Consider the following 13375-nt stretch of genomic DNA (forward strand, 5'->3'; position numbering starts at 1 on the left):
TAAATCAATTTTTATTTAATTCTTACTTCTTCATAGAATTCTAAAACATCATCTTCTTGGATATCATTAAAATCTTTTATATGTGTACCAAAGTCTTTACCTTTTACAACTTCTTTTGCATCATTTAATTCACGACGTAAAGTTTCTAGTTGTCCTTCGTGAATTATTTTTCCTTTACGATATACTTTTACCTTACATTTTTCGCGAACCACACCAGCATCCATCATACATCCTGCAATCTTTCCTACTTTTGAATAAAAGAAAACCTTGATAATATGTGCTTCACCGATCTTGCAATCTTCATAAATTGGTGCTTTTAATTCATCTAAAATACTTTGACAATCTTGAATTATCTTATAAATTACATTATGCTCAATAATACTAATATTTTGTGCCTGAGCATTTTGTTTCATATTTGATGGTGTTTTTAGGTTAAACACGAAGATTATAGCATTTGATGCTTGTGCTAGTAATAAATCATTTCCGCTTACAAACCCTGCAGATGCAGCAATAACCTTTATAATTGCTTCATCATTTTCAAGCCCATTTATTTGTCCTTTGATAGCTTCAGAAGTCCCGTGAACATCTGATTTAATTATAATATTTATTATTTTTTTACCATCTGAATTTGCATTTACTAATGATTTATCATGCAATAAATTCATTTTATCAGAAAAAGCCTTTTCGTTAGCTAATTTCTTTGCAAATTTTTCATCACTAAATCCAATAAATTTATCACCAGCATCAGGGGCATAATTTAATCCTGTTATAATTGCCGGCATACCTGGATAAACTTTTTTAATAGGGTGTCCGTTTGTATCAGTTAAAGAACGAATCCTTCCATATTTAGAGCCAGCAACAATAAAGTCACCTTTATATAATGTTCCATTTTCAATTACTATTGTAGAAACTGCACCAGCACCTTTATCAACACGTGATTCGATAACTGTTCCAATTGGATATCGTTTTGGATTAGCTTTTAAATCTAAAAGTTCAGCAAGTAAGGTTATTTCATCAAATAATTGAGTTAAACCATCACCGTTTATCGCTGATCCATAAACTATTTGAGTGTCTCCACCGTATTCATTGATTACAACTTCATTATCTGCTAACTCTCCCTTCAAACGATCTAAATCCTTGTTAGGCTTATCCATTTTATTGACAAAAACAATAATAGGAACATTAGCTGCCTTTGCATGTTGAATCGCTTCTTTGGTTTGAGGCATTACACCATCGTCTGCTGCAACAACTAAAATAATAATATCAGTAATTTTCGCTCCACGAGCACGCATTTTAGTAAATGCTTCATGCCCTGGAGTATCTAAGAAAGTTATTTTTGCATTCTTATGTTCAATTTGATATGCTCCGGTATGTTGGGTAATCCCACTTGATTCGGTTGCGACAATATTCGATCGTCTTATTTTATCTATTAGGGTGGTTTTTCCATGATCAACATGACCCATCACTGTAATAATTGGACTACGATGAATTAAATCTTCTGGTTTATCTTCAAAATTTACTTCATCTAAAAAGTTTGATCCATCAACATTTGTTTCTTTTTGAAAGTCTAAATTATTTTCTAAACAAATTTCACCAATTTCTTCTTCGGATAAAATGTGATTAAGATTATACATTTTACCTTGTAAAAAGAATTTTTTGATTATGTCGTTTGCATTAATACGAGTAATTTTAGCAAAATCTCCGATAGTCATTTTACCTGTAAAAATAAACACTCCATCTTTTACTTCAGTTTTTGCTGTTTGTAGTTGTTGCTTTATTTCAGCAACATTACTAATCCGATGTGTTTTCTTTGACATTGATCACCTCCTGAATTTGTGATTCCAAGTCATCGTAAGTTTCATTAGTGACATTGGTACGAAAGGTACGATTTAATGCTTTAGTTCTTCTTATTTTATTCCAATTTTCAAAAGATGGAATAAAATAAGCACCTCTTCCTTTCATATTTTGATTTTTATCTAAAATAACTGTATTTGCTTTGCGATTAAAATCAAAACGCAACATTTCCTTAACATTTACTATTTGGTTAGTCGCGATACATTTACGATTAAAGTTTTTAAGATTCTCATTCATCATCTAAATCATCAAAATTAATATCTGTATCTAAACCATAGTTCATTAAATCATTATCAACTTTAAAGTCTTTAATCTTCTTGTATTCAGTAATAACTTTTTTCTCTTTTTTAATTTGGTTTTTATTATTAAATTCTTTTGGTTTATCACTACTTTGCATACTATTTTGAAATTCTTCTATTTCTTCTTCTGCTGCAAAGTTAATATCAAATGATGAATTAATATCATCTACAAAATCATAATTATTTAACTCGCTATCAGATTGAATTTGGTTATCAACTTTTTCAAATAAATCATCAAACATACTTTCACTAGATTGTTTAATTTTATCATTTGTTTTTTGTAATTTATTTTTTTGTTGTGAATCAATAGTTTCCGATGTATTTTGTTTAGCAATTAATGAATCGCTAGTCTGCATACGCATTGAACTATAAAAGTCTGCTACATCTTTATCAAAATCATCCATTGAAATATTGATATCTTTAAGATATTGATTTGGTTTTGATTTTCTTGGTTTTTTATTTGTGTTAAATAACGATTTTTCTCTTAGAACAAATGTCTTTTTAACTTCTTTTAATTTAAATGGTATTTTTAGTTGCATCGCTTTTTCAACATCAATAACTTCTATTTTGGTTTCAGTTAATTTTGATGCTAAGTCAATATTTAATGCACTGCGACCAATTGCTGATTTAAATTCTTCTTTTTCAACTACAGCATAGGCTTTTTGAGTTTTCTTGTGCAAAACAACATCAATTACTTTAGCAGGCGATAATGCATTTTTAACATATTCTAATTTATTTGCAGATCACCTTATAATATCTATTTTTTCTTTAATAATATCAGATACAGCAATGATGCGTTTGGCTCCCTCACCAAAAATTGAACCAACAATATCGTAGTTAAAGTTACGATTTGGATTAACTCTTACAGCAACCTTAGAACGAATTCCTGGTATTCTTTGCACCTTAACAATTTCGATATCTCCGCTACCTATTTCAGATATCTGAGTTTTTAAAGTTTCTTGGACTTGGTTTGGATCAATCATCGAAACTTCTAAAACATTGAGATTATTTTCTAAATTAATACCTTCTAATGTAACCTGTATATCTGAACCAGGATGTATCGGTTCAGAACGATTTAATTTATGTTTCGATAAGTAAGCTTTATATAAGCGATTATCTTCTAAGATTTCCACTAAAAATCCACCACGAACCATAGTTGATAAAACCTTAGCATGAAATTTTTGACCAATTTTATTAGCAAAAATATTGCTTATACGTTCTTTATCAACAAATTTTAACTCACTGCGAAACCCGTTTTCTATAGCAGCACGATGTTTTTTACTGATTCAACCAAAATCTCAAATTATATCAACTGTATCACCTGAATGAATATTCGGATTTAAAATTTTCGCTTCTTTAATATGAATAAATAATAATCTCTGTAAATCTGGTTCACTATTTTTCTCATTTATTTCTTCAAAAACAATTTCATCTGAATCATCTACTACTATAATATTATGCTTGATTAATGTGATAGTCTTATCTTCGTGATTAACTATAAAATCAATTTCTGCATCAGGATCTATATCTTTTGTTATAACTTTTAATGTTTCTTCTTTAAAGATATTTAAAATGGTATCAAAGTCAAAATTTTTAGATTCTGCATATGAGTTAATCATTTGATATAACTGATTTTTTTCATTTATTCTTTTGTCAATAACAATATTTTTATTTTCTGCCATATGTTCCTTAAAATTTAATATATAACTCTACTGAAGAAATATTATTTTTTTCAAATGATACTTTTCGCATCTGCCCTTTTTTATTTCATCTAACAAGTATTTTATCATCAAAAACTTCCAATAATGTGACTACAAAGATATTATGTGATTCATAACTTTTAATTGTTTTTATTTTTATTTCTTTATTTATATAACTTGTTAAATCATTGATATCTAAATCCGTTTTTAAACCCTTTGATAAAACTTCTAAATTATATTCATCTTTAAACCAATTTTGAGTGTTTAAAAACATTGAAACTTGTTTGGATAATTCTTCAACTTGCTTTAAGTCAGTAAACTTACTTGTAATTTCTAAAGTTTGTCCAAAATCATTTGAAACCATTTTTGCATCCAAAATATTATCACCAAATTGTTCAATTAAAATTTGTTTATAGTTCATTTGACTCCTTAAAATAAGAAAAGTTGCACTGACGTACAACTCCTTATAATTCATAAAAAAGAGAAGTTGTTATATTATAGCAGTTTATGATAAAAATTTATTATTAATTTAGATTTTTTATTTTATATTAATAAGATTAAAAAATTATTTATGATAAGTTATATTATTTTTAATTGTAAAACTTCGATATATTTGTTCAATAAGCATTATGCGAAATAATTCGTGTGGAAAAGTCATTTTGGAAAAATTTATCTTATTTTCAAAATATGATTCATCAACTCCGTTTGAACCTCCAATTACAAAAGTAACATTATCAATATCTAAAAACAAATTACCGAATTCTATTGAATCATATTGTTTTGCATTGGTAGATAAATAAAATACTTTTGAGTTTTTAGGTATCTTATCAAGGATTAATTGGGTTTCTTTTTTTATTTTCAAGTCAATATTATCATTTTTTTGTTCTTTGATTTCTATTAAATTAATTTTTGCAAAAAAAATAATTTTCTTGATATATTGTTTATAGATATCTTGGTATTCTTTTGATAAACTTCCAACAGCGATAATATTCAATTTCATTACTTTTTGCTACCTAAATAAAACATCAACATTTGTATATCAGTAGGATTTATCCCGGAAATCCGAGATGCCTGACCTATGGTTTGTGGTCGAATTGCTTCAAGTTTTTGTCGAGCTTCTGTTGCTAAATTCATCACTTTCTGATAATCTATATCTTTTGGTATTTTTAGTGAATCTAAGCGCGACATTTTTTGTGCTTGGATTTGTTGTTTTTTAATATAACCATCTAAACGGATAATGGTAGTAAGTTCATTTTTGAATTCGAAATCACCTAGTACTTCTTCTGCTTTAACATCTGGACGGGCTAAAACTTTTAACATTGAAACTCCATTTTCTATTCCATATTTTTGTGCTAATTGTGACTTTGAAGATAAAAATTCTTCACTCAGTTGCTTTATTTTTGCATCTATGGTTTGATATTTTTTTAGTACATAATCATATGTTTGTTTAGAAACCAATCCGATTTGATAACCATATTTAGATAAACGTAAGTCAGGGTTATCATTACGCAATAACAATCGATATTCAGCTCTAGATGTTAACATTCGATATGGTTCTTTTGTTCCTTTTGTTACCAAATCATCTATTAATACTCCGATATATGCATCATCACGCTTTAAAATTAATGGCTCTTTATTTTCTAGATTTAATGCAGCATTTATTCCTGCAATTAATCCTTGTGCGGCTGCCTCTTCATATCCACTTGTTCCATTGATTTGTCCTGCTGTATAGAGATTTTTAATCACTTTTGATTCTAAGGATGGTTGGATTTGTAAGGGATTTAAAGCATCATATTCAATTGCATACCCTCATTTTTGGATGCGACAATTTTGTAATCCTGGTATAGTTCTTAACATCCTATCTTGCACATCTATTGGCATTGATGTTGACATCCCGTTTACATATATAATACTTCCATCAGCTGTTTCAGGTTCAAAAAAGATTTGATGACGATGTTTATCTCGAAAACGCATTACTTTATCTTCTATGCTAGGACAATATCTAGGTCCCACCCCTTCGATTAAACCTGAATACATTGCAGATTTACCAATATTTTCTTCAATTATTTTGTGTGTTGCATCATTTGTATAGGTAAGATAACATGAAATTTGTTTATCAAGTTTGATGTTAGAATGATTTGAAAAAGTCAATACAGTATCTTCTAAGTCTTCTTTTTCTACTTGTGAAAAATCTATTGAATCGGCATAAACTCGAGCAGGTGTACCAGTTTTAAGGCGTTGAAGTTGCAAACCTAATTTTTTTAGTGATAAACTAAGTTTTGGTGTAGTTTTTTGATTATCAGGTCCGGATATAGTAATTTCATCTCCACGTAAAATTCTTGAATTCATATATGTTCCAGTTGTGATCACTAACACAGTTGTTTTTATAACACTTCCATCTGATAAAACAACACCAACTACTTTTTTTTCTGAATCTGTTAAAACTTCTTCAACAACCGCTTCAATTAAATCAATATTTAGATGCTCATTTAGTGCTTTTGCAATAATATTAGAATATTTATCTTTGTCTATTTGAGCCCTTAATGCCCTAACAGCAGGACCCTTTGATTCATTTAACATCTTAATTTGAATCATCGCTAAATCTGAAAAATATCCCTGAACTCCACCTAATGCATCAATTTCACGAGTTATAATCCCTTTTGCAGGACCTCCGATCGACGGATTACAAGGCATCATCGCTAAACGCTTTAAATCAAATGAAATTAATGCAGTTTGATGACCTTTATTTCCGAGAGCAAAAGCAGCCTCCACACCTGCATGACCACCACCAATAACGATTGCTTGATAACTTTTTTTCATATTTACCTCTTTAATTTTTATTATATTAAAAATGTTATATTTTTTTAGCAAAATTTTTAATTTGTTTTGCTTGTGAATTAAATCTTAATATCTTTGTGTATAAACCCTTTATTTTCTTTTTTTACTATATATAACATAAAAAAGAAAATAAATTTCTTTTATATAGCTCCAAAACAAAAATCGTTAAATTATTTTAATATTTAAAAATTCTGCTATAATTGCATAACCCATATATTTTTATATGGTCAGCATAAAGAGTATGGTAGTTGACAACGAAAACCATTGCCAACCGGTTTAATACACGGTGGAGAGTCAGGGGATGTATCCCAACATGCAAATGACCATCTTTATGCTCCTATTTAACTAATAAGGAGTTTTTTTATATGAGAAAATTATTTACCAGCGAATCAGTTGGAAGAGGACATCCAGATAAAGTCTGTGATCAAATTTCAGATGCGATTTTGGATGCTTATTTAACCTTAGATCCATATGCTAAAGTTGCAGTCGAAACAATGGCGAGTGGACACAACATCTTTATAGCAGGGGAAGTTAAAGCAACTGCTGATATTGATGTTATTGAAATTGCTAAAAATATCTTAAAATCCTTAGGATATTACACTAACGAAACAAGTTTTATCACAGACATCCGACATCAAAGTCCCGACATCGCTCAAGGAGTTGAATTAGGTGATGAAATCGGAGCAGGCGATCAAGGGATAATGTTTGGTTATGCAACTAACGAAACCGATGTTTATATGCCACTTGCGATTACGGTTGCACATGAACTTGTCAGGGTGGCTGAAAAACTTAGAGTTAGTGGAGATTTTGTATGAGCAAAAGCTGATATGAAATCGCAAGTTACCTTAGATTACAGCGATCCTGAACATACAAGTGTTGATACAGTTTTATTAAGCATTCAACATTCAAGTAAGTATGTTGAATCCGAATTTAAAGATTATATAGTGCAAAAAATCATTTTGCCAACATTACAAAAATTTAATTTAGATGCTCCAAAACACATCCTAATTAACCCAACCGGACAATTTATTATCGGTGGACCTATTGGGGATACTGGCTTAACAGGACGTAAAATCATTGTTGATACCTACGGTGGAGCATCGCGACATGGTGGTGGAGCTTTTAGTGGTAAGGATGCTACCAAAGTTGACAGATCTGCTGCATATGCTGCTCGATGAGTGGCAAAAAATGTTGTTGCAGCCGGTTTAGCAGATAAAGTTGAAATTCAAATTGCTTATTCTATTGGAATAGCAAAACCTATTTCGGTTATGGTTGAGACATTCGGGAGCGAAAAAATCGCTAAAGAAAAAATTGAAAATGCAATTATTAATACCTTTAATCTCACACCAAAAGCAATTATCGAAGCACTTGGATTAAGAAAACCAATTTATGCAAAAACAGCATATTTTGGACACTTTGGTAGAAATGATATCGATCTACCATGAGAGCGACTTAATAAAGTTGAAGAATTAAAACAATATTTAAAATAATTACCTAAGTTGACACTTTAAAAGACTATAATATTAAGAAAGGATTTTATGGCAAAGTTTATCGATGAAGTTAGCATATTATTGCAAGCTGGTAAAGGTGGAGATGGGATGATCTCTTTTCGTCGCGAGGCGCATGTTGATAAAGGTGGCCCAGATGGAGGCGATGGAGGTCGTGGAGGAAACATCTATTTTGTTGGTGATTTAGGTAAAAACACTTTGCTTAGTTTTTACAAAAACAAGCATATTACAGCAGAAGATGGTGTCAAGGGTGGCCCAAAAAATCTTTACGGTGCTAATGCTAAAGATACTTATATCAAAGTTCCAATAGGAACCTTGGTATATAACGGGACGAAATTAATTGCTGATGTTATCAAAGCTGATCAAGCATATTTGGTAGCAAAAGGTGGAAAAGGTGGTCGCGGTAATAACAAGTTTAAAACCGCTAAAAACACAGCACCTAGAATTGCTGAAAACGGTATGCCTGGAGAAAAATACCAAGCACATATAGTCTTAAAAATTCTTTCTGATGTCGGTGTGGTAGGTAAGCCTTCAGCAGGAAAATCGACATTTTTAAATTCTATTTCAAATGCACATGCAAAAGTTGCAGAATATGAATTTACAACCTTAGTACCACAATTAGGAATGGTGCAATTTCATCAAAACTCTTTTACCGTTGCTGATTTACCTGGTTTAATTCAAGGTGCCGCATTAGGTAAAGGACTTGGAATTCAATTTTTAAAACACATCGAAAGATGTAAAGTCATCGCACATATTATTGATTTTGGTTCAGAAGATAAAAACCCGATTTTAGACTATGAAACTATTAATAATGAACTAAAATCATATAATTTAAAACTTGAATCAAAACCACAATTAGTTATAGCCAATAAATCTGATTTAGATGCTTTTAATTCACATTTAAAAGCATTTAAGAATAAATATCCTGATGTTAAAGTTATTTCGATATCTGCAATTTTTCATCATAACTTAGAAGCTGTTAAAGCTGCTTTATGAGAACTTATTTCAACTACTCAATTTCAAACAATTACTGAAGAAAATGATTCAGTAAAGGTTATAACTTATGAACCAGATTTTATTGTAAAAAATCCTTATAAAGGATACTTTGATGTTAATGGAAAGAAAGTTGAAGAACTTTATTATAAAATTCCTATTAACACTTATGATAACTTAGTTCGCTTTAATAACATCCTTAAAAAAATCGGTGTATGAGACGAACTAATTCGTCGCAACATCCAAAAAGGTGATATCGTTGCAATTTATGGTTTTGAGTTCGAATGAGATGACCAAGAATAGGGGGTAATATGATATCTATGTTTAAGATTCTCCCGAAAAATCTGAAGAATCGGATTTGATTTGGAGTATCTTTAATCTTATTAAATGTAATTATAACAATGTTTATTCCAATTTTTATTGCTCAATTTTTACCTCTGTTGATTAATAAAAGTGGAACATATCACATAGTACTTTTCAATCATATAATTTATCAATCTACAAATTTTTCTAATACATTAGGTCTACTTTTAGGTGTTACCTTAGGATTAATCGCTTTTTCTTCTTTTGTATCAATGATGGGTCTTTTAATCATTGTCTGATCAGGAGAAAGAGCATCAAATTTTTATCGCGATAAACTGTTTGCTAAATACCAAAAGTTATCATTAAAAGAAATTGCACAAATTACACCAGAAAGTCTTATCACTCGGATCAACGACGATGTTGCAGTCTTTTGAGAGTTTTTAGTTGGAGCAAGCACTACCTTAGTTAAAGCTCCTTTTTATATCATTGCTGGTTTAGTTTTTGCATTTTTAACTGATGTTCCTTTAACATGAGCGATTATTGCCGTAATTCCTTTGCTAGTTTTTGTAATGTATTTTATCTTTAAATTTGTTCGACCATTAATTGCGCAAAACCGTAAAAACTTGGATGCAATTACCAAAGAATCTGATGAAAACATCCTAGGAATCAGATTTATTAAAGCATATAACCTGCAAGAGCAACAATATAGCAAATATCAAAGCGCAACCAATAAATGAAAAGTTAATGAACGTGGAATTTTTTCACTCTTTTCATTAGCAATGCCTGCATTTTTCTTTATTACTAACTTAATAATTATTATTATTTATGCTGTCGCATTTGTGACAATTCAAAAAAATCCAAATACTAATATCCCACAATTAATTGCTAAGATTAATACATTTATTGAATATGAATTTATTATCGCACTTGGTATCAGTAGTTTTAGTCAATTTTTAGGAACTTTTTTCCGCGCTCGTGTTTCTGCTAAAAGAATTTCATATGTCTATAACTTCAAAAGTTCAGATAAATTATTTCCAACACATCTTAATACAAATAACGATAAAAACAGCTACAGCATTGAATTTAAAAACTTGAATTTTAAATATTTTCAAACATCTGAAGATTATGTATTAAAAGATATTAATTTTAAAATTGATGCAGGTCAAACCTTAGGAATCATCGGACCAACTGGTGCTGGAAAATCTACCTTAGCAAACTTATTGATTAAAAATATGCAATATACTGACGGAAATATTTTAATCGATAACCAAGAAGTTAATAACCTTGATACCAACCAAATCCGTAAAGATGTCGGGATTGTATACCAAGATGCTTTACTTTATTCAGGTAGCATTAAATCTAATCTACTTTTTGCTAAAGAAGATGCTACTGAACTACAAATTCAAAAAGCACTCGATTCTTCATGTGCAAACGAATTTGTTAATTCGTTTGCAGATAAACTTGATCATGTTGTAGGACAACGTGGCAAAAACTTATCAGGTGGACAAAAACAACGTCTTTCGATTGCTCGAACCTTATTAATTGAACCAAAAATATTAATTTTAGATGATTCTACCAGTGCTTTAGATAACATAACTACTAAAAACCTTATTCATAATTTGTCAACAAATTATCAAACCACCAATATTATCATTTCACAAAAAATTAATTCTATCAAGCATGCTGATAAAATTATCGTTTTAGACAAAGGTAGAATCATTGGACAAGGCAGTCACGATGAACTCCTACAAACATGCCAATGATATGCTGATGTTAACTTTAACCAATTACAACAATAAGGAGCATAATGACTAAACATTCAAATTGACGTGCTTTTAAGGTTTGAATTTCTTTTATTAAAGAAGATAGAACTATTATTTATTGAGCATTATTGTTTTCTGTTTTAAATGCATTGGCTTATATTGGTGGCAGTTTTTTAATAGGATTTGTTATTAACCACTTTTTTGAACCTCTAGCAAAAGGTAATATCGCTTTTGAAAATATTTCTATCACACAGTTTGCATTGACTCTTGCTGGATTAGGTGGATGTTATTTAATATATGCCATTTTTCGTTATTTAGAAAATAGCATTTATGCTAAAGTTGCCTTTTATGCAGCGGCAAGGGTGAGAAACAAATTAATGCATTCGCTGTTAGAAATGCCAATTAGTTATTATGATAATAATAAAACCGGGAACCTTATTTCAAGCTTAATTGTTGATTGCAATAACATCGCTTTATCGCTTTATCAAGGGCTAACCCAAGTTATTAATGCGATATTTAACATCTCGATTGCTATTATTGTTATGTCAATGGTATCTGTTTATTTAACATTAATTGTTGTTCCGTTTTCACTTTTGATGTTTGCATCAGTTGCAATTGTAATTAGACGTTCACAACCATACTTTATCAAAGTTCAAGAAGCATTTGGAGAACTTAACTCTTTTGTCGAAGAAATGTTAGCAAATACTAAGGTTACAAATGCATTTAACCGTCAAGAATTAATTAATAGTGAGTTAAAAAAGATAACCAAAAAAATTCGTCAAATTGCTTTTCGAGGTGATTTAATTACCAAGAGTCTTGAAACTATTTATTATGTGATTTCAAACTTAATTATCTTAATTATTACAGCCATTTCAGCAGTATTTTATTTATTTTCAGTCCCTGTTTTAGGTGTACCTGGGTTAGGTGCAGGGGTGGATGGAAAAGCAACTGCTGCATTAATTTTTACTTATACATCATTGAATTGAAACTTTATGGGACCTTTTCAAGCGGTATTAGGAACTGTATTTCAAGCACAAGTCGGAATTGCAGCAACTACCAGAGTTATTCGCATTTTAGATGCACCAATTGAATCGCATCAAAATGAAAAAATCCACATTGTTAAAATAAGATTTGATCAAAATGAGCAAAAATTCATTGAGACTAACACAAATGATCCATACGCGTTTGCAGCATATAAATATAATCAAAACAATACCGTTAGTTATGCATCAGTGAAAGGGGAAGTTGTTTTTGATAATGTTTTCTTTAAATATAATCCAAATTCTTCTAATTACCAACTTAAAGGAGCTTCCTTTAAGGCTGAGCAAGGAAAAGTGATTGCGATTGTAGGACCAACTGGTGCTGGTAAAACCACAATTATTAACTTAATTTCAAAATACTATGATTACCAACAAGGAAGCATTAAAATCGATGGAAATGAGCTAAAAGAAATCAATTCAAAAGACTTGAAAGACATCTTAACTATTGTGCTACAAGATTCATTTTTATTCAATGAAACTATTTTAGCAAATCTTAAAATGACCAATCCAAATGCAAGTATGGAACAAATTGAACAAGCAACCCAAATGACACAAGCACACCACTTTATCCAAAATATGGAAAAAGGATATCAAACACAAATTGAACATAATGGAATGAATATTTCACAAGGTCAAAGACAACTGCTTTCTTTGTCGCGAGCAATTTTATCAAATCGTAATATTTTAATTTTGGATGAAGCTACATCTAATATTGATTCAAGTACTGAGCAGATTGTTCAAAAAGCAATGCTGCATCTGATGCAATATAAAACTTCATTTATTATTGCTCATCGACTTAGCACCATTAAACATGCTGATTTGATATTAGTAGTAAATGACGGAGAGATTATTGAAAGTGGAACACATGAAGAACTTCTAAATGCAAAAGGCTTTTATAATAATCTATATCGGTCACAATTTAGTAACTAATACAACCTATGGTTGTGTTTTTAATAATGTTTGTTTATACTAAAATTTGATATCATTTATCTGAGTTAATTTATGTTTATTAACAACTTTATTAACAAGTAAAATCAATATCTTTGCTTGTTTTTAAAATACACAACATAAGCATTT

The 13375-nt window shown here is 30.0% G+C and carries 10 protein-coding genes; 4 read left to right on the forward strand and 6 right to left on the reverse strand.

Annotated elements, in window-relative coordinates; genetic code table 4:
• Positions 1–11: 11 nt before the first annotated feature.
• The 6 genes from infB to mnmG form a co-directional block, all read right to left on the reverse strand.
• Positions 12–1817: a translation initiation factor IF-2 gene (gene infB, locus ACXYRN_RS00465; RefSeq protein WP_458607263.1), complete on the reverse strand. Its 1806-nt coding sequence runs from the start codon at positions 1815–1817 to the stop codon at positions 12–14.
• Positions 1792–2094, reverse strand: coding sequence for a YlxR family protein (locus tag ACXYRN_RS00470; RefSeq protein WP_458597499.1), 303 nt, complete (start codon positions 2092–2094; stop codon positions 1792–1794). The genes infB and ACXYRN_RS00470 overlap by 26 nt, the downstream gene beginning before the upstream one ends.
• On the reverse strand, positions 2075–3835 hold the full coding sequence (locus tag ACXYRN_RS00475) for a NusA N-terminal domain-containing protein (RefSeq protein ID WP_458607264.1): 1761 nt from the start codon (positions 3833–3835) through the stop codon (positions 2075–2077). The genes ACXYRN_RS00470 and ACXYRN_RS00475 overlap by 20 nt, the downstream gene beginning before the upstream one ends.
• Before the next feature lie 7 nt (positions 3836–3842).
• Positions 3843–4274 carry an LSm family protein gene (locus tag ACXYRN_RS00480; protein ID WP_435128526.1) on the reverse strand — a complete coding sequence of 144 codons (432 nt, stop codon included), beginning with the start codon at positions 4272–4274 and terminating at the stop codon, positions 3843–3845.
• A gap of 144 nt (positions 4275–4418) precedes the next feature.
• Positions 4419–4853, reverse strand: coding sequence for a 23S rRNA (pseudouridine(1915)-N(3))-methyltransferase RlmH (locus ACXYRN_RS00485; protein WP_458607265.1), 435 nt, complete (start codon positions 4851–4853; stop codon positions 4419–4421).
• Positions 4853–6673, reverse strand: a complete 1821-nt coding sequence (mnmG, locus tag ACXYRN_RS00490; protein WP_458607266.1) for a tRNA uridine-5-carboxymethylaminomethyl(34) synthesis enzyme MnmG — start codon at positions 6671–6673, stop codon at positions 4853–4855. Before mnmG ends, ACXYRN_RS00485 begins: the two co-directional genes overlap by 1 nt.
• A 383-nt stretch (positions 6674–7056) precedes the next feature.
• Between mnmG and metK the strand changes: the two genes are divergently transcribed.
• Genes metK through ACXYRN_RS00510 form a run of 4 tightly spaced genes read left to right on the forward strand, consistent with a single transcriptional unit; the run spans position 7057 to position 13228 of the window.
• Positions 7057–8181 (forward strand): methionine adenosyltransferase, encoded by a 1125-nt coding sequence (gene metK, locus ACXYRN_RS00495; RefSeq protein WP_458597503.1) that lies wholly within the window; start codon positions 7057–7059, stop codon positions 8179–8181.
• Positions 8182–8229: 48 nt separating this feature from the next.
• On the forward strand, positions 8230–9495 hold the full coding sequence (gene obgE / locus ACXYRN_RS00500) for a GTPase ObgE (RefSeq protein WP_458607267.1): 1266 nt from the start codon (positions 8230–8232) through the stop codon (positions 9493–9495).
• 17 nt (positions 9496–9512) lie between these two features.
• Positions 9513–11294, forward strand: coding sequence for an ABC transporter ATP-binding protein (locus ACXYRN_RS00505; protein ID WP_458607268.1), 1782 nt, complete (start codon positions 9513–9515; stop codon positions 11292–11294).
• Between the two features lie 8 nt (positions 11295–11302).
• Positions 11303–13228 carry an ABC transporter ATP-binding protein gene (locus ACXYRN_RS00510; RefSeq protein WP_458607269.1) on the forward strand — a complete coding sequence of 642 codons (1926 nt, stop codon included), beginning with the start codon at positions 11303–11305 and terminating at the stop codon, positions 13226–13228.
• The last annotated feature ends 147 nt before the right edge of the window (positions 13229–13375 follow it).

The sequence above is a fragment of the Mycoplasma sp. 4423 genome (genome assembly GCF_054353855.1).